The organism is Martinezella tropici, assembly GCF_008370325.1.
GTDB lineage: Bacteria > Pseudomonadota > Alphaproteobacteria > Rhizobiales > Rhizobiaceae > Rhizobium > Rhizobium tropici_B.
This window is the reverse complement of sequence record NZ_VNIP01000008.1, coordinates 725,146-746,050: the sequence shown is the minus strand read 5'-3', so window position 1 is coordinate 746,050 and position 20,905 is coordinate 725,146. Positions and strand designations below refer to the sequence as shown.

The window sequence follows — 20,905 nt, the reverse complement described above, 5'->3', positions numbered from 1 at the left end:
GCGAGGCAGCTTAATGCTCGATCTGGTGATTTCGAATGTCCGCATCGCCAAGCGGGAGGGTTGCCTCGATATCGGTCTCAGGGATGGCAGGATTGCCGCGATCGAGCATGAGTTGATTGCGGATGCGCCGCGTCACGATATGTGCGGCTGCTTCGCCTTCGGCGGTTTTGTCGACAGCCACATCCATCTCGACAAGGCCTGCATCCTCGACCGCTGCTTCATATGCGAGGGAACGCTGGAAGAGGCCGTCCGCGAAACCGCCAAGGCAAAAGCTGCCTTCACGGTCGAGGACGTCCATGCGCGCGCCGCCCGCGTGGTCGAAAAAGCGATCGTCAACGGCACCACGGCGATGCGGACCTTCGTCGAGATCGATCCACGCGCCGGTTATCGGTCATTCGAGGCAATCAAACAGATCAAACGCGCCTATGCCTGGGCGATCGATATCCAGATCTGCGCCTTCGCGCAGGAAGGACTGACCAACGAGGCCGAGACGGAGGGCATGCTGGATCATGCGCTCAGCGACAGAGCGGATCTCATCGGCGGCTGCCCCTATACCGATCCCGATCCCCAGGCTCATATCAGCCGCATTTTCGATCTGGCGGAACGCCATGGTGTCGACGTCGATTTCCATATCGATTTCGATCTCAACCCGTCGGGCTCCGCAATCCCCGCCGTGCTGGCGGAAACGAAGCGGCGGAACTATGGCGGCCGCGTCTCCATCGGCCATGCCACTAAGCTTGCGGCCATGGCGTCTTCCGAAGCAGGCGAGATCGCCAGGCGTCTTGCCGATGCTGGAATCGCGGTCACGATTCTGCCGGCAACTGATCTCTTCCTGCTTGGCCGGGACAGGGATCATCTTATCCCGCGCGGCCTTGCCCCGGCAATGCTGCTGGCAGGCAACGGGGTCGCCGTGACGGTCGCGACAAACAATGTCCTCAACCCGTTCACCCCCTTTGGGGATGCTTCCCTTGGCCGCATGGCCAATTTCTTCGTCAACATTGCCCAGCTGTCGCGGGATGAAGACATCGCCACTGCCTTTGACATGGTCACTATCAATGCCGCGCGAGTGATGGGACGCGGCTATGACCTAAAGCTAGGCGCGCAGGCGGATATCGTTGTGGCGGATGCTGCCGATCCGTTGTCGCTGGTTCGCGAGATCCGGCACCCGATCGCCGGCTGGAAGAACGGCAGGCAGACTTTCATGCACCCGCGGGCGCACCTGCTCACACCAGAAAGCTGGAGAGCATGATGCCGAAAAGCGTAAGCGGTTTTCAGACGGCATCATGCTCTATCTATCCGGCGCTAACAGGCTAGGCCGATCGCGTCGCGATACATCTATCGCTTCAGTTCGCGCTCGAATTTTTCGATCTGCTGAAGAACCCATGGATCATCGGCGGAATGTTGAGTCACGTCCTGCTGCAGCCGCGTTTGGCGGCGGCGCAGAATCCAGTCGACGAAAGCGCGAAGTAGCCGCATGCCTATATCCAAGCTCTTTTCAATATCCGCGAGGCTCGGCCACCAGACCCGAAAGCCAATGGGAAGCCGAGCCTCGACAACCGCAAGGCGTTGCGGCGATTGTCTTTTTGCGCGCGCGAAAATGAACGGTAGCTGAACAATGTTGCACGGTAAAATGGTTTACGCCTATGTTTCTCGTCGGAGGCAAGTGCCCTCTTCCGTGCGATCGACGACGTTTGCTTCAAAGGAAGTGCGGGCATTGATTGCCCAGATTTTCCACTATCCGCCGAGCGAGATTCACGAATGAAAAGCTTTTTTACGCAAGCGTACCGTTATCGGCAAAACTGACCTAGCCGAGAACGAGGACGGCTATTAAGAACGCCGCGTCGCTTCCGATTTCCCCGGAGCGGCACAAGCTTAGCCTCGCCCGCGCGAGGCCTTTTTTCTTTCTTGCTTCCATTTTTGTTCAGCGACGCGGCTCGCCGCCGGGCGCATAAGCCGTATCCTGCTCAAAGGGAAATACGGAGCCGCAACGGCAGCGCATCATATGCTTGCGCGGGTCGAGCGATGGACGTTCGGTGGAAAAGCCGCGAGGCATGTCGTCTATCTTGAAATCCCGGCCGGCAGCCCTGCGGTCGTCGGTTTCGGAAACCTCGGCAAATCCGGTATGAGCGCATTTCGCGCATTCCAGCTTCCGTGAATATCGATCTCGCGCTGCCATTCTCTTCCAATCCGGGACTCACATTCGCTACCTTCTAGCAGTGCCGTCGATGCACTTGAAGGCCGTGAACGATCTGCCTCACAGCTCGATGTCTTCCTCTTCGCAATTGAAAGCGCGAAAAAAGCGCGTCATTTGAAAAAGAGATTGACCTGATGGCAGATGTCAGACCAATTTATCAACCATGACCAAACCGATGCTGACGCCACTTCCCTCCATCGACCGGACGCAGCAAGTCATCGACGCGCTGTCGACCTTCATCGAATCGTCGAAACTACAGGCCGGCGACAGGCTGCCGACCGAGCGCGAGCTGATGGCGGCGCTTTCGGTGGGGCGTTCGACCATTCGCGAAGTGCTTACGTACTTCCAGGCCCTCGGCGTCATGGAGACGCGCAAAGGCAGCGGCACCTATCTGCTGAAGCCGGTTTCCAAGGCGACCATCCACATGCCGCTTTCCCTCGATCCGCCGCATCTGCGTGATGCGTTGTTGCAGACTCTGGAGGTCCGCCGCGGCATCGAATGCGAGGCCGGCATGGTGGCGGCGAGAAAACGCACGGATGAAGATATCGTCATCATCGAAGAGAAACTCAACGAGATGGAGCGCGTCCATATGGCCAAGGGTACGTCCGGGCCGGAGGATCTTGCCTTCCATCTTGCGGTCTACGACGCCACGCACAATCCGCTGTTCCGGCAGCTTCTCGAACAGATGCGCGAAACCTTCGAACGCTTTTGGGACCATCCCTTTGATCGGCAGGATTTCGCCCGCCGGTCCTTCCCTTATCATCGCTCGCTGTTCAACGCGATCGTCGACCAGGATCCCGAGGCGGCGCGGGCCGAAACACTGAAAATTCTCGACGTTGTCGAGGAAGACATCAAGGAAATGTCCAAATGACTGACGGGCTAGAGCCGTTCGAACTTGCGTCCCTTATTACAGCCCATGACGACGGCAATTTCGCCGAGGCCGTGGTGCCGCCGATCTTCCAGACGTCGCTGTTCACTTTCTCCAGCTATGACGAAATGATCGCTTCCTATCGCGGTGAAAAGGTGCGGCCGATCTATACGCGCGGCCTCAACCCGACGGTGCGCATGTTCGAGGAGATGCTGGCAAAGCTCGAGGGAGCCGAGGATGCGCTCGGTTTTGCGAGCGGCATGGCGGCGATTTCATCTGCAGTGCTAAGTTTTGTCGAGCCAGGCGACAGGATCGTTGCGGTCAAACATGTTTATCCCGACGCCTTCCGCCTCTTCGGCACGGTCCTGAAACGCATGAAGGTGGAAGTGACCTATGTCGATGGTCGCGACGAGGAAGCCGTTGCCAAGGCGCTTCCCGGCGCCAAGGTCTTCTACATGGAAAGCCCGACCAGCTGGGTCATGGAAGCGCATGATGTCGGCGCACTCGCCGCCCTTGCCAAGCAGCATGGCGTCGTCTCGATGATCGACAACAGCTGGGCCACGCCTTACTTCCAGCAGCCGCTGAAGCTCGGCGTCGACCTCGTCCTCCATTCCGCCTCGAAATATCTCGGTGGGCACAGCGACGTCGTCGCCGGCGTCGTCGCCGGCTCGAAGGAGATGATCGCGCGCATCAAGGCCGAAGCCTATCCCTATCTCGGCGGCAAGCTTTCTCCCTTCGACGCATGGCTTCTGATCCGCGGTCTGCGCACGCTGCCAATCCGCATGAAGGCGCATGAGGCGGCTGCGATGACGATCGCCAAGCGCCTGCAGGAGCTCGATGTCGTCGAGCAGGTCTGCCATCCGGGCCTGGCCAACCGGCTGCCATCCGGCCTGAATGGCACCTCGGGCCTGTTTTCCTTCATCTTCCGCGAGGGCGTCGATATCCGCGCCTTCGCTGATCGCCTCACGCTCTTCAAGCTGGGTGTGAGCTGGGGCGGACATGAGAGCCTGATCGTGCCGGGCGAAGTTGTGCTGCAGCAGAAGGCGCAGCCGAATTCGGCGCATACTTTCGGCATCAATCCGCGCTCCGTACGTCTCCATATCGGCCTCGAAGGAACCGAGGCCCTATGGAAAGAGCTCGAGGAGGCGATCGCCGCCGCCTCGTGAAGTCGTCAATCTGAGAGGAAAACTTAAAAAGGGGAACCAACATGAAAAGACTGGTAACAGCAGCACTCTTCACCGCCATGATGGCGGGCACCGCCTTTGCCGACACGACGCTGAAGCTCGTGGAAGTGATCACCAGCCCCGAGCGTACCGAGACGCTCAAATCGATCGTCGCCAAGTTCGAAGCCGCAAATCCCGGCACCAAGGTCGACATCATCTCCTTGCCCTGGAACGAGGCCTTCCAGAAATTCGCCACCATGGTCTCGGCCGGCGACACGCCGGACGTGATGGAAATGCCTGATACCTGGCTGTCGCTCTATGGCAATAACGGCATGCTCGAAAGCCTGGAGCCTTACCTGGCCAAATGGGAGCATACGAGTGAACTGACGCCGCGCGCTCTTCAACTCGGCCGCGATGTGAAGAATACAGCCTATATGCTGCCTTACGGCTTCTATCTGCGCGCCATGTTCTACAACAAGAAGATCCTGAAGGATGCCGGCATCGCCGAGCCGCCAAAGACGATGGACGCGTTCGTCAAGGCATCCGAGGCCATCTCCAAGCTGCCAGGCAAGTACGGCTACTGCATGCGCGGCGGCCCGGGCGGTCTCAACGGCTGGATGATCTTCGCCGCCTCCATGGCCGGCGACAACAAGTACTTCAAGGATGACGGCACCTCGACGATGAACAGCCCCGGCTGGGCAAAGGGCATCGAGTGGATGGTCGATCTCTACAAGAAGGGCTATGCGCCGAAGGATAGCGTCAACTGGGGCTTCAACGAAGTCGTCGCCGGCTTCTATTCCGGCACCTGCGCCTTCCTCGATCAGGATCCGGACGCCCTGATCGCCGTTGCGGAACGCATGAAAAAAGATGATTTCGGCGTAGCGCCACTGCCAAAGGGTCCCGATGGTAAATCCTTCCCGACCATTGGTTATGCCGGCTGGTCGATGTTCTCGGCCAGCCAGAACAAGGACCTGTCCTGGAAGCTGATCGCGACCCTTGAAGGCAAGGAAGGCAATCTGGAATGGAACAAGAAGATCGGCGCACTCCCGGCCTACACGGCTGCGGAAAAAGACCCCTTCTACGCCGGCGATCAGTTCAAGGGCTGGTTCCAGGAACTGGCCGACAAGGACACCGTTCCCACAGTGATGCCGACCTATCTTGAAGAATTCGCCTTCTTCAAGGATTCGCTGGCGATCAAGACCTCGCAGCAGGCGCTGCTCGGCGATATTTCGGCCAAGGATCTTGCCGACCAATGGGCCGATTACCTGACCAAGGCCCAGCAGAAATTCCTCGCGAAGAAATAACCTACATGCTCGGCGGCGGAGCGATCCGCCGCCATTCCTGCCCACCTTAAACAGACGGCGCCCGAACGCCGCGAATGGGAACTCTTGCAGATGACTTCGATCACCGACACGCTCGACAGGCGTCACGACCGCAGGCCGTGGCTGAAGCGCCTTGCCGACGCCTCGGAACCCTATCTCTACAGCGCCCCTGCCCTCATCCTCATCATCGCCGTGATGCTGGTGCCACTGGCGATCGGCATATCCTACGCCTTTCGCGACATACAGTTGCTCAATCCATTTTCCGGTGGCTTCATCGGCCTCGAGCACTTTCGCGATCTCTCCAAGGATAAGGCCTTCTACTGGGCGCTGAAGAATACGCTTTGGTGGACCGGCGCTTCCGTGGCGCTGCAGTTCATCTTCGGGCTGATCCTGGCGCTACTGCTGGACAAACCCTTTTTCGGCCGGTCGATCGTCCAGGCGTTGGTGTTCCTGCCCTGGGCCGTTCCCTCCTTCCTCGCCGGCCTCAACTGGTCCTGGCTATTCAACCCCGTCATCGGCCCGATACCGCACTGGCTTTATGCCATGGGCCTGATGAGCGAGCCGGGCAATATTCTCTCAGATCCGAACTATGCGATGTGGGGGCCGATCGTCGCCAATGTCTGGTGGGGTATTCCCTTTTTCGCGATCACCCTTCTGGCAGCCCTTCAGGCGATCCCGCGCGATCTCTATGAAGCGGCATCGATCGATGGCGCCGGCTGGTTCGAGCGCTTCCGCTCGATCACGCTTCCTTTCTTGGCGCCGACCATCGCCATCACGGTGCTGCTGCGCACGGTCTGGGTGTCCAACTTCGCCGATCTGATCGTCGTCATGACGGGCGGCGGCCCCGCGGACCGCACACAGATCGTTGCCAGCTACATCTTCACGCAAGCCTTCAAACGGCTGGATTTCGGCTACGCCTCGGCCATCGCACTGGTGCTGCTCGTCCTTCTTCTCACCTATTCCATGCTGATCATCCTGCTGCGGCAGACACTGATGAACAAGGATTGAGCCATGAGACGATCCGTCCTCCCCACCATTGCGCATCGCCTGGCAATTCTTTGCTACGTCGTCTTCGCGCTCTTCCCGCTCTTCTGGCTGCTCAAGGTGTCGGTGACGCCGAACGATCTGCTCTATACCGAAGGCGTGCGCATGTGGCCGTCGCGCACGACCTGGGAACATTATGCCTTCGTGCTGCAGCACAGCGACTTCCCGACCTTCTTCAAGAACAGCCTGATCGTCTCCGCCTCCACGGCGATTGCCGTCACCATATGCGCATCGCTCTCCGGCTACGCGCTCTCGCGCTTCAAATTCCGCGCCAAATACTGGATCGTGGCGCTGATGCTGCTGACGCAGATGTTTCCGCTGGTCATGCTCGTCGCACCGATCTTCAAGATCCTAACGCCGTTGCATCTGACCAATAGCCTCACCGGCCTCGTTATCGTCTACACGGCCTTCAACGTGCCTTTCGCCACCTTCCTGATGCAGTCCTTCTTCGACGGCATTCCGAAGGATCTGGAAGAAGCTGCCATGATCGACGGTGCAACACAGTTCACGGCTTTCAGGCAGATCATCCTGCCGCTGACCTTGCCCGGCATCGCGGCGACGCTCGGCTTCGTCTTCACCGCCGCATGGAGCGAGCTGCTTTTCGCGCTGATGCTCATCAACGGCAACCAGGCAGCGACCTTCCCGGTCGGCCTTCTCACCTTCGTCTCGAAATTCTCGGTGGATTTCGGGCAGATGATGGCAGCGGGCGTCATGGCGCTCATTCCGGCCGCGCTCTTCTTCCTGCTCATCCAACGCTATCTCGTGCAGGGCCTGACGGCCGGCGCGGTCAAGGGTTAGTCACATGGCATCGATCGATATTCAGAACGTCAAGAAGGCCTACGGCCATGTGCAGGTGCTGCACGACATCGATCTCAGGATCAAGGACGGCGAATTCGTCGTTCTCGTCGGTCCATCCGGATGCGGCAAGTCAACGCTGCTCAGGATGATCGCCGGCCTTGAGGACATCAGCGGCGGTGAAATCCGCATTGCGGACAACCGCGTCAACGAGCTGCATCCGAAGGATCGCGATATCGCCATGGTGTTCCAGTCCTATGCGCTTTATCCGCATATGAATGTCGCCGGCAATATGAGCTACAGCCTGCGGCTGCGGAAGATGGCGAAGGACAGCATTTCCAAGGCGGTCGCCAGCGCCGCCGCGAAGCTCGGTCTCGATCCGCTGCTTGAACGCCGGCCGAAGGCGCTCTCCGGTGGCCAGCGTCAGCGTGTCGCCATGGGCCGCGCCATCGTACGCCAGCCGAAAGCCTTCCTCTTCGATGAGCCGCTGTCGAACCTCGACGCTCGTCTTCGCGAGCAGATGCGAGCCGAAATCAAGAGGTTGCATAGCGATCTTAAAGCGACATCGATCTATGTGACCCACGACCAGATCGAGGCGATGACGCTGGCGGACCGGATTGTCGCCATGCATGGCGGGGTGGTGCAACAGGTCGGCAGCCCGCTTGAACTTTACGACCGGCCGGCCAATCTCTTCGTCGCCGGCTTCATCGGTTCACCCGGCATGAATTTTCTCGACGCAACCTATGAAAGCAATGGCGTCAAGCTCAAGGACGGCACGGTCATCCCGCTTTCGGAGCCGCTAAAATTGTCTGTCGGTACGAAAGTGACGCTCGGCATTCGGCCTGAGCATGTCATGCTGTCGTCGGATCAGTCCGGCATGTCCGCCAATGTCGAGCTTGTCGAGCCCACGGGCTTTGGCATCATCCTGCATCTCTCGTTGCATGGCCTGCCGTTCAAGGTATTCACGCTGGATCGCAGTGCATTGAGCGCCGGCCCGCAGGTGAATGTCGCCTTCCCGCCGCAGCATCTGCATGTCTTCGGCGAGGACGGCACAAGGGCGACATAAGGGCCGTCCTTTCGATCGAGATGATCATGGCGGCTTCGCACTTCGTGAACGGAAAAACTTCGGCACGCCTATAGATAACTCCGGTGTCGCAGAAGCTTCATTCTGATGCGACACTATGTGCTGCTTATGTGGCTAAGGGAGGATGCCATGCCGCTCAACAACTACGCCGTGCTCAAGGGCAGACCCATCAACAATCGATTGGCGACCGGCTCAAGCCCGCATTATCAGGTGCTGGTTTCGGAAAACGGGACGCTGTATCGCATCGCCATCAATGTGCGCTCGCAGGATGGAAGCGAGGTCGAGTTCCTTGTGCGGTCCCGTTTTGAACACCCGATAACCGCCCAGTTGGCGGAGCTACCGGAAGGCTTGCATCCGACATCAAGCCAGCCCGGCGGCGTCGCGCTCGATTTCATCCGCGGCAATCTCATGCAGCCATGGGAACTGAAGCCGCTGCCGATCTCGGCGGCTGGCCCGGACAATGATCTCAACGAAAAGATCGACGCCTATATCCAGCGCGCCATGTCGGACGAACAGGCGATGATCTACGCCTTCGGCGAGACCTGGGGACCGGAAAACAACAAGGCCGACCAGTATTTCGGTTTCAAGCCCGGCCGCGGCATCCATGACATTCATTTCAACCAGGGTAATCCGCCCGGCAAATATGCCTCTCAGAACGGCCCATGGCAGGATGGCGGGCTGATATTGGAGTTTCCCCGCGAGCAACAATGGGTTGCGATCTTCATGAAATTCCGGACGCAGGCTTGGCATTCGGACGATAAGGACGGGTCGCTCATCGTGCCACAGGATCAAGATCATCCGAACTTGCCGCATACGCCGGTCGATCGCGACGCCATACCCACCTTCGACGTGCCGGATGGGCTGGTGCGCATCATCGCTGCCTATGTCAACGACGTGAAGACGCCCGAGCGGGAAACTGTCACCTTGCTCAATACCGCCGACGTGCCGGTCGATCTCACTGGCTGGCAGATCAAAGACAAGCAGAAGAATGCGATGGCGCTCAGCGGTTCGATCGCCGCCGGCGCGACGCAGGTGGTCGAGATCCAACCGCCCGTCACCCTATCCAACAAGGGCGGTATCATTACCCTGCTCAACGCGCAGGGCCTCAAGGTCCACGGCGTTTCCTATACCAAGGAGCAGGCAAAGCAGCCCGGGCGAACCATCCCGTTCCAGGGGTAAGTTTCGGCGGACGCAGAAAGCCGATATCGGGGCATTGTCCGGCGCCCGAGCGCCGGGCTGTCTCTGCCATCAGGCGAAAGGTTCGGTCGGTCCCTTGGATGGCTGGGTAAACCAGCACGGGCCGTCCGCCGTCATATGGATATGATCCTCGAGCCTGATGCCGAATTTCTGCGGAAGGACGATCATCGGCTCGTTCGAAAAGCACATGCCGGGCGCAAGTGCCATCGCATTGCCGCGCGCGATGTAAGGCTCCTCATGGATGTCCAGCCCGAGGCCATGGCCGGCGCGATGCGGCAGGCCCGGCAGCTTGTAATCGGGGCCAAGTGCATATTTTGCCAGCACGGCCCGTGCCGCATCATCGAGGCTGGAGCAGGCAGCGCCCAGCTTAGCCGCATCGAAAACCGCTTGCTGCGCCTCCCGCTCGATCGCCCAGGCGTCTTCGAAGGCGCTATCGCCGGCTTTCAGCTTGTATGTTCTCGTCAGATCAGAATGATAGCCGTCGATGCGTGCGCCCGTGTCCACCAGGATAACGTCATCTTCGCCGAGCGTCTGATCGCCGTCTGCGCCATGCGGAAGCGATGTCGCCTCGCCGAAAGACACGATACAGAAGGTCGAACCGCCATGGGCACCCGCTTCGCGATGCCGCTGGTCGATGAACGCGACCACGTCTGAGGCGCGGATTCCCGGCTTGAGCAAGGCATGGGCCTGCTTATGCACATCGAGCGTCAAGTTCATCGCATATTGGATGAGCGCGATTTCCGCGGGAGATTTGATCCGCCGCAGGCCGTTGATGAGCAATCCGCCATCGGTCAGCCTTTCGGCTCCAAGCTCGGTCGCCAATGCGTTATAGAAATAGAGCGGCATATTGTCGTCGAGCGCCAAAATACCTGAATTTCCGAGCGTGCGAGCGATCAATGCCGCACTGCTCTCCTCTTCCTGCCATTCGAGGATTTCGGCCGGCAGATGCGGCAGCGTCTCTACGCGGCTGCGCTCGAAGCCGGGAACGATGTAATAGAGCGCGGTCGGCGTGACGAGTGCGCCCAGAAACCTCTCGCTCGCATGCCAGACGAGCCCGGTGAAATATCGCAGACTTTCCGTCGGCCCGAGCAGCATGCCGGCCAGTCTATGCGCGTCGAGAAGCTGGCGAAGCCGCGAAAGGCGTTGCTGCCGTTCCTCTTCGGTGATCCGGGGGATGGGATGTTGCCACGACATTTTCACTCTCCTCGATAAACTCGACCTTATGCAGGATGGCCGCGACACTATCGTCGCTGTGGGCAAGATGTCGACAATAAAAATACTGATATTGCAACCGCTATCCACGATTGTTTGTCACTATCGCATATAGGACGTTGGTCTCGCTCGGCTGCCTCGTCGATCGCTAAATTATCTGACAGCGCGGAAGCCCTCTCAATGGTTCACTGTCTCCATCGAAACAAGCGGTGGAGTATCGCCATGCAAGTCGCAAACATCACAATTTTTACCGAGCGCAGCTGTGCCGTCCGCAAGGCCCGGCATACCCCTCTCTCGGTCTTCATCGATATGGTGCGCCTCCTTGCGCGCAAAATTGCCGAGAGAAGAAATCGCAATGCACTGCTTGAGCTTTCCGACGACCAGCTGAAGGACATAGGGCTTTCTCGCGGGCAAGCCGGAAGCGATGTCCATGTTTACAGTCGCTACTAAAAATATGAAGCGGAACGTGCTAGGTTCACGCTATGCAACCGGCTGAAGCGGTGGGATGAGGATTTCGGCATGCTACAATTTTCGACAACGGTGCTGCTGAAGACGAAAAGCGTCCTCATCCGCGATGTTCTCTGCAATGGCGACTGTCGGCATAAGAGCGATGAGGAGTGCGCCCACAAGACAAGCCTCGTCTATACTTATCGCGGCGTCTTCAAGCGGCACGTCGGTCAAAGCGAGGCCGTTTCGGAAGCCAATCAGGTTGTCTTCTTCAATCGCGGCCAGGACTACAGGATCAGCCACCCCGTCGAGGGTGGCGATTCCTGTCTCGATCTCATGATCGACGAGGCCCTGCTGCATGAGCTCGCGCCAAAGGAACAGATACAATTGGGCGAAGGCGTCGTCTTCCGCCGTCAGCGCCGTCGCATCGACCCGCGAGCGCAAGCGCTTGTGGCGATGCTTCGTCATGGGCTCAGCCGCAACATAGCCGAAAGCCTGGAGGGCGAAACGCTGGCGCTGACGCTGGTGCGCCGCTCGCTCGGCGAGCTTACTTCCCATGAGGCGGGCGCAAGCTTCGGCCGGCAGAAACTGGTCGATCGGGCGAAACTCGTCCTGTCCTCCGATCTCGCCCGGCGGTGGACGCTTGCCGAGATTGCCAAGGAGGTCGGCGTCTCGCCGGTATACCTGACACAGGTCTTCCAGCAGGTCGAAGCCATTCCGCTCTATCGCTATCAGTTGCGGTTGCGGCTGGCACGGGCACTCGATCTTCTCGGCACTTACGACGACCTGACCATGCTCGGGCTCGATCTCGGCTTTTCCAGTCACAGCCATTTCAGCGCAGCCTTCAAGCAGACCTATGGGCAGACGCCGGCGGAATTTCAGCGCTCGGCGCAATTGAAGCCGAAGCGCTACGCGGTTCGCTAAAGATTCTGACAGCACCTATCCGGCGATCGATGCTTTCATGATCCTGCCCCGGCAAGGGGACTAATCGGGAAAGGATCACGACATGAAGAGAACAACATGCGCCGCCTGCGACTGCGAACTCGGCGCAGACACGATCAAGGTCAATCTTGGCGGCAAATCGGTCGAGGTATGCTGCGAGGAATGCGCGGCTGCCTTGAAGGAAGCCGGGCAATCGACGTCGGCTGCCGCGAGCGGCAAGGAATAGGAAAGCTGTCGGCCTGCCCCGAAACAGCGCGTCGAGCAAGTCTCGAAAGGAGCCGTACCCAAAGGTGCGGCTCTTTTCATGGCGATAGCGTCACTTGCGCTGGGATTAACGCCTTATGAACAGCAGCAGCTTCGATTCTGGATCCGGTCTTGGTGCGGTTGCAATGTTCGCTCTGCGCGTGGTCCGCCAAGAAAAGTTGTAATGAATTGTTGCCGCCGCCTCCCCTGGCAAACTTCGTTCGCAACCTTCCCCAAGGAGAAACATTCGGAAATGTCGAGACCTATTGCGTTCATATGGCCCCGCTAGCCTCAGCATCAGTCAATGGTAATGAAGGCACTGATCATGAGGCAACAATATATCGTCGCAACTTTGTTGATAACGGCTATCGGCGGCATCGCCGCTTCGGCGCTCGCCAGCGAGCCGGCCGCGACGCCAGACGCTCAAACCACACCCATCGCCGAGATGGCATCGCCACCTCCAGCTCACATGCCGCCAGAGGGTTGGGGTTTCCCCGGTCCGCATCCCCAAGGCCCGATGATGGCTTTCGGCGAAGACATGCCCATGCCGCTGCATGGCCTCCCTCACCCGCCGAGCCCGACCCTGGAACTGGCAGGCAAGTTGTCGGCGATGGAAACCTTGATCGGCATTCGCAGCGCTCAGCTCGATGCCTGGCGGGACTATACCAACGCGCTTACGGATTTTCTGGCCTTCCCAAAGCATCAGCCCCCCGGCCCGCCGCCCGCGAATGGTGACACCACGCGGCAGCTCGATCGCGAGGCCGACAAGCCGACGGAACTCTTTGGTGAACGTCTCGCCGATGGTGCTCTCGATCGTGTTGCCAAGGCAACTGCCCTCAAGGACAAGGCTACCGCTCTTCAGAAGGTTTTGACCGCGGATCAGCTTGCAAAGCTTGAGGATGCCGAACGTTTCCTTATTCCCGGCCCTCATGCATTCCGCTGATCGCAACAGAGGTTCGATCAGGAAAGAAGCCGCTGTTTAGTCGATCCAGATCATTTCCTCTCCACCTCCAATCGATCGAGATCCCCCCGGACGCACCTGTCGATTGGAAGGAGCAGCCCCTCTGGGCTGAATGGTCCGGGAGCGCCCCGCCCGGCGTTCTCGGACCTGTCGTGTGCTGGCGCCAGCCTTCCGACGGGAAACGCAGGCGGCCTCCCTGAAACGTTCCGTTGCCTGCGCAAGGATCAACAAAAGCCAACGCAAAAGACTAATTGATCAGGGATAAAAATCTTGTCGACATGTTCGCGTCCAAGCAAAAGCTTGCCACATATAGCCATAGCGGCCGCACTTGCCGGGACGCTGACAAGCTGCGTCGTCGGCCCGGATTACCGGACACCCGACCTTGCAATGCCGTCTCATTGGGGCAGCAAAGCCAGAACGAAGCCTTCGAAGGCGCCGCAATTGTCTCAATGGTGGAAGCAACTCAAGGATCCGACACTTGATGCGCTGATCGAGGAGGCCATGGCCAGCAACCTGGATGTGGCGACGGCCAAGGCAAAAATCCGTGAAGCACGTGCCACTTACCGCGAGCAGAAAGGCGCATTACTGCCGAGCGTCGAGGGAACCGGTTCGGGAACGCGAACACGTACGTCGGCCGCATCAAGCGGCACAACCGACGCCACGTTCTCCACGCTCTATGACGGCGGCTTCGACGCCAGTTGGGAACTCGATCTTTTCGGCGGCAACAAGCGCGCCACCGAGGCGGCAAAATATGGTGTCGATGCCGCCGACGAGCAGCTACGCGACACCATGCTGACATTGATCGGCGACGTCGCGTCCTACTATGTGCAAGCGCGCGAATACCAGGCGCTGCGCGATCTCGCCAAGCGCAGTGCCGTATCACAACGCAAGAGCGCAGCCCTGACTCACGCGGAGTATCTCGCAGGCAGTGCTACCGCCGTCGACACGGCCAAGGCCGATGCTCTCGCCAGCAGCACTGAGTCGGATATTCCGACCTACGAAATCTCCTATATGCAAGCGGTGCACCGTCTGAGCGTGCTGCTAGGCAAGCCGCCAGCCACGCTCGAGGAAAGGCTCAAGGGCAGCGGGCCGATTCCAAGTCCCAGGATGAATGTCTCAACCGGCATTCCCGCCGATATCCTGACATCGCGGCCGGACGTTCGTCTCGCGGAGAGGCAACTTGCGCAATACACGGCCAAGATCGGTGAGGCCGAAGCCAATCGCTATCCGTCGATCTCGCTGACAGGCGACATTTCTTCGTCAGCCACGAGCATCGGCGATCTGGCGAAGAAATCCTCCATCGGATGGACATTCGGGCCGTCACTGACGGTCCCGATCTTCCAGGGCGGCCAGCTCAAGGCCGCAGTCGATGTCGCCAAGGCGCAGCGAGACCAATATTTCATCGCCTACCAGTCGGCCGTGCTGTCGGCCATGGAGGATGTCGAGAATGCGGTCGTATCTCTGACCCAAGAGCGGCTGAAATACGCCAAGATCGTTTCGTCCAGCAACTCCTATCGCAACGCATCGGATCTCTCGCGCACGCTGAACCAGGCCGGCGTCTCGAGTTTTCTCGATGTGCTCGATGCCGAACGTTCGCTCTACAGCGCCGAGGAGTCCGTCATTCAAAGCAGAGCTTCGATCGCCACCGATTATATCTCGCTCAACAAGGCCCTCGGCGGAGGCTGGGACGGGCAGATCGACGCCTCGAAACCAGCCGTGGTCGACACCAATACCGGCCCACATCTAGCGATGGCCAAGTAGTCTCATGCTGAACACCATGGATCAGAAAGCGCCGGCAACCGCCAGTCCGAAACGCACCAAGGACGCAGCACCTGCCAAGCCTCGGCCACGTAGAAGCATCCGACGACGGCACCTTTTGTTTGTCGCTCTCCTTGCGCTCGCCGCAGTCGGCTTCATTTCTTTCCGCTATGGCTATTTCGATCGGCAGACATCATCCGCCATCACGGCGCCGGTGACACGCGGCAATGTCGAGGAAGCCGTGCTCGCCTCGGGCACATTCAAGCCGGTGAATCTGGTTGCCGTCGGTGCACAGGTCTCCGGGCGGATCACGGCACTTCACGTCAAGCTCGGTGATACGGTGAAGAAGGATACGCTGGTTGCCGAAATCGATTCGACCACGCAAAGCAACGACCTGAAGACCGCGCAGGCCTCCCTCGCAAACGTCAAGGCACAGCGTCAGGAAAGCGAGGCCGATCTTGCGAATGCACAGCTCACGCTCATCCGCCAGCAGACGGTATTCCGCAATCAAGCGGGCTCCAAGGCCGACCTTGATAGCGCGGAAGCGAGCGTCAAGAAGATCACCGCCCAGATCGCGGCTCTCGATGCGCAGATCACCTCTGCCGAAGTTGCGGTCGAAACGGCGCGCGCCAATCTTTCCTACACGCACATCACGGCGCCGATGGACGGCACCGTGCTTGCCATCGTCAACCAGCAGGGCCAGACGGTCAATGCGGCCCAATCGGCGCCGACCATCGTCATTCTGGGGCAGCTCGATACGATGATCGTCCGCACTGAAATATCGGAAGCCGATGTCGTCAAGGTCAGGGCAGGACAGCCTATCTATTTCACCATTCTGGGTGATCCCGGTACGCGCCATGACGCCACGCTGCAATCGATCGAACCGGCACCGGAATCGATCACCAGTGACAGCAGCGTTACCTCCTCGACCACCACCTCGTCCTCCGTCAGCAGTACGACATCGTCGTCCTCATCCTCGGCAATCTACTACAACGGCGTCTTCGCCGTGCCCAACCGCGAGAACTATTTCCGCACCTATATGTCGGCCGAAGTTCACATCGTGCTCGGCGAGGCCAAGGATGTGCTCACCATCCCCTCCTCCGCATTGGGCGCCAAGTCGGCAGACGGCTCCTATGTCGTTCAGACGCTGGGCGACGATGGCAAGCGAAACCAGCGCAAGGTCACCATCGGCCTCAACAACAATGTCTCCGCCGAGATCCGGTCCGGCCTATCGGAGGGCGAGAATGTCGTTATCGGGGAGGCGAGCGCCACGGCGACGAAGAGCAGCAGCAATGGCGGCCCGCCGCCCATGGGATTCTAAGCCGTGCCCTTCCCCATCATCGAATTGCGGCGCGTGCGGCGCGAATACCGGTCGGGCGACCGCACTATCGCGGTGTTGCAGGATGTCGATCTGTCGATAGCCGAAGGCGAGATGGTTGCCATCGTCGGGCCTTCCGGCTCCGGAAAATCGACTCTGATGAACATCATCGGCCTGCTCGATCGCCCCACCGGCGGTACCTACGCGATCGCTGGCGTGCATACGCATAGCCTCGACAGCGATGCGCTATCCCGGCTGCGGCGAGAACATTTCGGTTTTATCTTCCAGCGCTACCATCTGCTTTCGGAATTGACGGCGATCGGCAACATCGAGGTGCCGGCGATCTATGCCGGGCGGCCGACCGAGACGAGACGTGAACGTGCCATCGCACTGCTTGAGCGTCTCGGCATGGGTGAACGCGGCAGCCATCGGCCGGGCCAGCTTTCCGGTGGCCAGCAGCAGCGCGTCTCGATTGCGCGTGCCTTGATGAACAATGGCAATGTCATTCTTGCCGACGAGCCGACCGGTGCACTCGATCGGCAGAGCGGCGAAGAGGTACTGCGCATTCTCGGCGGATTGCATGCCGAGGGGCATACGGTCGTCATCGTCACTCACGACATGAATGTCGCTTCGCGCGCCGACCGCATCATCGAAATTTCCGATGGCCGCATAGTCGCCGACCGACGGACGCGAAACGAAACGGCGGAACCCCAAGCCTCCCTTGCCGAGGCCCGCGCCGGCAGGTCGGGCTGGGGCGAAATGACGGGTCGGTTACTCGAAGCGTTCCGGATGGCGATGCTTGCACTGCAAGCACATCGGCTGCGTACCTTCCTGACCATGCTGGGAATCATTATTGGTATTGCGTCGGTCGTCAGCGTCATAGCGCTTGGCGAGGGATCGCAGCGAAAGGTTCTGGCAAATATCAACAGCCTCGGCACGAACACGCTGGAGATCTTTCCCGGCAAGAGCTTCGGCGATACCCGGTCCGGACGCATAAAAACCTTGGTGGTTGCCGATGCTGATGCGCTGGCAAAGCTCACCTATGTGGCCGCCGTCACGCCGACCGTCTCCACCAGCAACACCGTGCGCTTCGGTGCGACGGAGGCAAATGCTTTAATCAACGGCGTCGGCGACGCGTATTTTTCGGTGAAAGGATCAAAATTGGTCGCGGGCCGGCTGTTTGATTCCGACGGCGTCCAAGGAATGACGCAGGATGCGGTGATCGATCAGAACACAGTGACGGCGCTGTTTGCGGACAAAGGCCTCAGCCCGATCGGGCAGACGATCTTCGTTGGCAAGGTCCCCGTGCGCGTCATTGGTGTTATCGCCGCGCAGCAGGGAGGCTTCGGCTCCAGCGACAATCTTTCAGTTTACCTTCCCTATACCGGCGTACAAGCCCGCTTCCTCGGCGACATGTCGTTGCGTAGCGTTACCGTGCGTGTTGCTGATGACGCCGATAGCTCGACAGCCGAGGCGGCTGTGACCCAATTTCTGGAACGTCGCCACGGCAACAGGGATTTCTTCGTCCTCAACACCGACGATATCCGTCAGACGATCACGAGCACCATTCGGACGATGACTCTGCTTATCTCGTCCATCGCCGTCATCTCGCTGCTGGTCGGCGGCATCGGCGTCATGAACATCATGCTCGTCTCGGTATCCGAACGCGTTGCCGAAATCGGCGTGCGCATGGCAGTCGGTGCAAGACGCCAGGACATCCTGCAGCAATTTCTCATTGAAGCCGTGCTGGTCTGTCTGCTGGGCGGCGCTTTGGGCATTGCAACGGCACTTGGCTTCGGTGCCGCATTCAATTATTTCGGATCCAATTTTACTTTGGTTTATTCGGCGAGTTCAATCATGCTCGCCTTCACTTGCTCCTGCGCCATCGGCCTTACGTTCGGCTATCTGCCGGCGCGCAGCGCTTCGCTGCTCGATCCAGTGGCGGCACTCTCAAGAGACTGATTATCCTGGATAAAATCGTGGTGGCGTTACCGGAAAGCAATCCGGCTTCGCCATTCGTGTTGGGGGCGTCATGGCGAAGCCGGGTATGCGGGGCGATCAAAGCCTGCTCGAGCCAAGCTGCTGATCGACAACAATTTTACATCAGTTGGCGCTCAGAACATTTCCGAATGTTGCTGAAACAGGGCATTTTGACGAATTTTGTTGTCTCGGCTTTTCTATCGCGGAAACATTATTTAGTAAGTTCTATGAGCTTACTGCAAATACTGTCGTTCATAGAATTTCGAAAATCCTACGCAAGTAAATCCTGTTTTGAGGCAAAATTCGGGTCTTTACCCGACCGCTATCTTGGAGCGTGGCCGCATTTGCATGCCGCTGATCCGTTCGGTCTTTTCTGTTTGATCAACCCGCGGTCTTAGTCTCGGCGCTTTTGAATGACACGACTTGCTCAAGCCCCCGCGGCTGGCGGTTTCGCACGGTAATTTCGCCCTCGAATCGGGTGACGATTTCGCGTGCAATAGCCATGCCGAGGCCAGCGCCGGGGAAGGATCTTTGCCTTGCGATATCGATTCGGAAAAAGGGTTCGAACACCTGATCCAATCGATCCTCGGGGATGCCGGGACCGGTATCGATAATCCTCACGACGGCCCGGTTGCCAAGATGCGTGACCGTCACCGTCGCCGACTGGCCATGCGTCGCGGCATTGATGAGCAGGTTACGCAAGGCGCGGGTGACGGCCAGCGGCCCCGCGCAGATCGTCGCCTGCTCCAGATCGCCGCTCTTGACGTTCATATCGATCGCCTTCAGTTCAGTGACGATACCTTCGACAATCCTGTCGAGCCGAACCTGCTCCAGGCTGTCCTTGGAAATCTCTTCGCGAACGAGGCCGATGGCGCTATCGGCAATCCTGTCCAGTTCCTCCAGATCGGCAAGCCATTTGCGCCGCTCTTCATCGTCCCGGATGAACTCAGCACGCAACCGCATCCGGGTCATCGGCGTTCGCAGATCATGTCCAGCGGCGGCAACAAGGCGCATCCGGCTTTCCGTGGCAGCCTTCACTCTTGCTGAGAGACCGTTGAGCGCTTGCGCGGTGGCACGAATTTCGCCCGGGCCGCTTTCGGGTATATGCGGCAGCGTGCCGTCGGGATTGACTGCCGCCACGGCCTGTTCCAACAGACGCAGCGGCTTCATGATCTTGGAAGCGGCAAAGATGGAAACGAGCACGCTGCCGATGATGATGAGGCCGAGCCAGCCGACAAGGATCTTCCAGCCGTCCGGAGGCGGGCCGTGCGGCCCCATCGGCATGACCAGCCAGTTGCCGTCGGAGAGCTTCAATGACGCTATCAACCCACCCGTCGACTGGCGTGATATGATTGCCTCGCGCATTCCGGAGATGCGAAGCAGCGCCTCGGTGAGAAAGCGGGAGAGCTCTTCGTCAGTAGGCCCGCCTGCTGGCATGGGAGCAACGATCAGCCCTGCCGATTCCGCCATGGCGCGATCCTTCTCCGCGAAGGTCGCGAGAACGGCAAGCTGCCGGGCCGTCCCATCGATCGTCATGTCCGGTCGCGGCCCTCGCATGACAAGGCTTGCCACGAAAGACGACGAAATGACGACCAGGACGATGGCTGTCAGCAGGAGTAGCGCCAGGCGCGCACCAAGTGACCTCATGAATCGCCTTTGATAGCCGTTACCGGGACGACGAGCTGATAGCCGCCGTTGCGGATCGTTCTGAAAATGGGATCTTCCGTTGTTTCTCCCAGCTTGCGGCGCAGCCGGCTCATCAGGACATCGATCGAACGATCAGCGGGGTCGCGATCGCGTCCCTGTGTCAAGTCGAGCAGCTGATCGCGCGACAGCAGCCGGCCGGCGCGCTCGAGGAACGCCTTGAGAAGGTCGAATTCGGCACCAGTCAGCGCAATGACCTCGCCGTTATCCTTGCTCACCCGACGAAGTTGCGGATCAAGCACCATATCCGCGAACTGATAGCGCCTTTGCTCAGGCTCCGCCGAAGAGTCCTCGTTCGTACGACGCAGCACGGCGCGAATGCGAGCGGCCAGCTCACGCGGATTGAACGGTTTGCCGAGATAATCATCGGCACCGATCTCAAGACCGAGGATACGATCGATGTCCTCCTTCAAGGCGGTCAGCAGAATGACGGGAACCCGCGGACGGCGGTTTCGCAAATCACGGCAGAGATCGAGGCCGGATCCATCGGGAAGCATGACATCCAGCACCAACAGGTCTGGCTGGCGGCGGTTCAGCGCGTCGTTGCATCCGCGAAGGTCGCTCGCCGTGGCGACACGGAACCCCTGTTCCTCGAGATACCGGCCCAGGAGCGAACGTATCTCGTGGTCATCATCGACGATCAGAATATCCGGTGGGGCGCTGGCGTTCATGG

Annotated in this window: 20 protein-coding genes; 15 read left to right on the top strand and 5 right to left on the bottom strand. The window is 59.4% G+C overall.

Going from position 1 to position 20,905, the window contains the following annotated elements; all coding sequences use genetic code 11:
- Positions 1–13 precede the first annotated feature (13 nt).
- A complete protein-coding gene (locus FP026_RS16615; protein WP_149635703.1) occupies positions 14–1,249 on the top strand; it encodes an amidohydrolase family protein in 1,236 nt (411 codons plus the stop codon).
- A gap of 86 nt (positions 1,250–1,335) precedes the next feature.
- Here FP026_RS16615 and FP026_RS30260 read toward each other — a convergent pair whose 3' ends face one another.
- Entirely contained in the window at positions 1,336–1,476 is a 141-nt protein-coding gene (locus FP026_RS30260) for a hypothetical protein (protein WP_188112594.1), read from the bottom strand.
- Between the two features lie 445 nt (positions 1,477–1,921).
- A complete protein-coding gene (locus FP026_RS16610; protein WP_149635702.1) occupies positions 1,922–2,176 on the bottom strand; it encodes a hypothetical protein in 255 nt (84 codons plus the stop codon).
- 193 nt (positions 2,177–2,369) lie between these two features.
- Here FP026_RS16610 and FP026_RS16605 point away from each other — a divergent pair, with 193 nt between their 5' ends.
- The 7 genes from FP026_RS16605 to FP026_RS16575 all read left to right on the top strand — a co-directional run bounded on the left by FP026_RS16605 (position 2,370) and on the right by FP026_RS16575 (position 9,649).
- Complete coding sequence (locus tag FP026_RS16605) at positions 2,370–3,065, top strand: FadR/GntR family transcriptional regulator (protein WP_149635786.1); 696 nt, start codon at positions 2,370–2,372, stop codon at positions 3,063–3,065.
- A complete protein-coding gene (locus FP026_RS16600; RefSeq protein WP_149635701.1) occupies positions 3,062–4,228 on the top strand; it encodes a PLP-dependent transferase in 1,167 nt (388 codons plus the stop codon). The genes FP026_RS16605 and FP026_RS16600 overlap by 4 nt, the downstream gene beginning before the upstream one ends.
- Before the next feature lie 41 nt (positions 4,229–4,269).
- Positions 4,270–5,529, top strand: a complete 1,260-nt coding sequence (locus tag FP026_RS16595) for an ABC transporter substrate-binding protein (RefSeq protein ID WP_149635700.1) — start codon at positions 4,270–4,272, stop codon at positions 5,527–5,529.
- A gap of 90 nt (positions 5,530–5,619) precedes the next feature.
- On the top strand, positions 5,620–6,555 hold the full coding sequence (locus FP026_RS16590; protein ID WP_149635699.1) for a carbohydrate ABC transporter permease: 936 nt from the start codon (positions 5,620–5,622) through the stop codon (positions 6,553–6,555).
- 3 nt (positions 6,556–6,558) lie between these two features.
- Complete coding sequence (locus FP026_RS16585) at positions 6,559–7,389, top strand: carbohydrate ABC transporter permease (protein ID WP_149635698.1); 831 nt, start codon at positions 6,559–6,561, stop codon at positions 7,387–7,389.
- Between the two features lie 4 nt (positions 7,390–7,393).
- Positions 7,394–8,452 carry an ABC transporter ATP-binding protein gene (locus tag FP026_RS16580; RefSeq protein ID WP_149635697.1) on the top strand — a complete coding sequence of 353 codons (1,059 nt, stop codon included), beginning with the start codon at positions 7,394–7,396 and terminating at the stop codon, positions 8,450–8,452.
- Between the two features lie 147 nt (positions 8,453–8,599).
- The gene (locus FP026_RS16575) at positions 8,600–9,649 is read left to right on the top strand and encodes a DUF2278 family protein (protein WP_149635696.1); all 1,050 of its coding nucleotides are present in this window, start codon (positions 8,600–8,602) and stop codon (positions 9,647–9,649) included.
- Between the two features lie 69 nt (positions 9,650–9,718).
- Here the strand turns inward: FP026_RS16575 and FP026_RS16570 are convergent, their stop codons facing one another.
- A complete protein-coding gene (locus tag FP026_RS16570) occupies positions 9,719–10,861 on the bottom strand; it encodes a M24 family metallopeptidase (protein ID WP_149635695.1) in 1,143 nt (380 codons plus the stop codon).
- Between the two features lie 240 nt (positions 10,862–11,101).
- Between FP026_RS16570 and FP026_RS16565 the strand changes: the two genes are divergently transcribed.
- From FP026_RS16565 to FP026_RS16540, 7 genes are all read left to right on the top strand, one after another.
- Complete coding sequence (locus FP026_RS16565) at positions 11,102–11,329, top strand: DUF1127 domain-containing protein (protein WP_149635694.1); 228 nt, start codon at positions 11,102–11,104, stop codon at positions 11,327–11,329.
- A 69-nt stretch (positions 11,330–11,398) separates the two neighbouring features.
- Positions 11,399–12,250, top strand: a complete 852-nt coding sequence (locus FP026_RS16560) for a helix-turn-helix transcriptional regulator (RefSeq protein WP_149635693.1) — start codon at positions 11,399–11,401, stop codon at positions 12,248–12,250.
- Positions 12,251–12,332: 82 nt separating this feature from the next.
- Complete coding sequence (locus FP026_RS30255; protein WP_188112592.1) at positions 12,333–12,494, top strand: hypothetical protein; 162 nt, start codon at positions 12,333–12,335, stop codon at positions 12,492–12,494.
- 342 nt (positions 12,495–12,836) lie between these two features.
- Positions 12,837–13,454, top strand: coding sequence for a hypothetical protein (locus FP026_RS16555; RefSeq protein WP_149635692.1), 618 nt, complete (start codon positions 12,837–12,839; stop codon positions 13,452–13,454).
- Positions 13,455–13,772: 318 nt separating this feature from the next.
- On the top strand, positions 13,773–15,233 hold the full coding sequence (locus FP026_RS16550; protein ID WP_188112591.1) for an efflux transporter outer membrane subunit: 1,461 nt from the start codon (positions 13,773–13,775) through the stop codon (positions 15,231–15,233).
- A gap of 16 nt (positions 15,234–15,249) precedes the next feature.
- Positions 15,250–16,551, top strand: coding sequence for an efflux RND transporter periplasmic adaptor subunit (locus FP026_RS16545; RefSeq protein WP_149635785.1), 1,302 nt, complete (start codon positions 15,250–15,252; stop codon positions 16,549–16,551).
- A gap of 3 nt (positions 16,552–16,554) precedes the next feature.
- A complete protein-coding gene (locus FP026_RS16540) occupies positions 16,555–18,510 on the top strand; it encodes a MacB family efflux pump subunit (protein WP_149635690.1) in 1,956 nt (651 codons plus the stop codon).
- A 399-nt stretch (positions 18,511–18,909) separates the two neighbouring features.
- Here the strand turns inward: FP026_RS16540 and FP026_RS16535 are convergent, their stop codons facing one another.
- The gene (locus tag FP026_RS16535; RefSeq protein WP_149635689.1) at positions 18,910–20,175 is read right to left on the bottom strand and encodes an ATP-binding protein; all 1,266 of its coding nucleotides are present in this window, start codon (positions 20,173–20,175) and stop codon (positions 18,910–18,912) included.
- Positions 20,172–20,903, bottom strand: coding sequence for a response regulator (locus tag FP026_RS16530; protein ID WP_149635688.1), 732 nt, complete (start codon positions 20,901–20,903; stop codon positions 20,172–20,174). The genes FP026_RS16535 and FP026_RS16530 overlap by 4 nt, the downstream gene beginning before the upstream one ends.
- Between the last annotated feature and the right edge of the window lie 2 nt (positions 20,904–20,905).

Bases quoted from the DNA above. Each gene is read 5' to 3' on its own strand.
- FP026_RS16615 (WP_149635703.1), top strand. From the start codon at position 14: ATGCTCGATCTGGTGATTTCGAATGTCCGCATCGCCAAGCGGGAGGGT.
- FP026_RS30260 (WP_188112594.1), bottom strand. From the start codon at position 1,476: ATGCGGCTACTTCGCGCTTTCGTCGACTGGATTCTGCGCCGCCGCCAA.
- FP026_RS16610 (WP_149635702.1), bottom strand. From the start codon at position 2,176: ATGGCAGCGCGAGATCGATATTCACGGAAGCTGGAATGCGCGAAATGC.
- FP026_RS16605 (WP_149635786.1), top strand. From the start codon at position 2,370: ATGCTGACGCCACTTCCCTCCATCGACCGGACGCAGCAAGTCATCGAC.
- FP026_RS16600 (WP_149635701.1), top strand. From the start codon at position 3,062: ATGACTGACGGGCTAGAGCCGTTCGAACTTGCGTCCCTTATTACAGCC.
- FP026_RS16595 (WP_149635700.1), top strand. From the start codon at position 4,270: ATGAAAAGACTGGTAACAGCAGCACTCTTCACCGCCATGATGGCGGGC.
- FP026_RS16590 (WP_149635699.1), top strand. From the start codon at position 5,620: ATGACTTCGATCACCGACACGCTCGACAGGCGTCACGACCGCAGGCCG.
- FP026_RS16585 (WP_149635698.1), top strand. From the start codon at position 6,559: ATGAGACGATCCGTCCTCCCCACCATTGCGCATCGCCTGGCAATTCTT.
- FP026_RS16580 (WP_149635697.1), top strand. From the start codon at position 7,394: ATGGCATCGATCGATATTCAGAACGTCAAGAAGGCCTACGGCCATGTG.
- FP026_RS16575 (WP_149635696.1), top strand. From the start codon at position 8,600: ATGCCGCTCAACAACTACGCCGTGCTCAAGGGCAGACCCATCAACAAT.
- FP026_RS16570 (WP_149635695.1), bottom strand. From the start codon at position 10,861: ATGTCGTGGCAACATCCCATCCCCCGGATCACCGAAGAGGAACGGCAG.
- FP026_RS16565 (WP_149635694.1), top strand. From the start codon at position 11,102: ATGCAAGTCGCAAACATCACAATTTTTACCGAGCGCAGCTGTGCCGTC.
- FP026_RS16560 (WP_149635693.1), top strand. From the start codon at position 11,399: ATGCTACAATTTTCGACAACGGTGCTGCTGAAGACGAAAAGCGTCCTC.
- FP026_RS30255 (WP_188112592.1), top strand. From the start codon at position 12,333: ATGAAGAGAACAACATGCGCCGCCTGCGACTGCGAACTCGGCGCAGAC.
- FP026_RS16555 (WP_149635692.1), top strand. From the start codon at position 12,837: ATGAGGCAACAATATATCGTCGCAACTTTGTTGATAACGGCTATCGGC.
- FP026_RS16545 (WP_149635785.1), top strand. From the start codon at position 15,250: ATGGATCAGAAAGCGCCGGCAACCGCCAGTCCGAAACGCACCAAGGAC.
- FP026_RS16535 (WP_149635689.1), bottom strand. From the start codon at position 20,175: ATGAGGTCACTTGGTGCGCGCCTGGCGCTACTCCTGCTGACAGCCATC.
- FP026_RS16530 (WP_149635688.1), bottom strand. From the start codon at position 20,903: ATGAACGCCAGCGCCCCACCGGATATTCTGATCGTCGATGATGACCAC.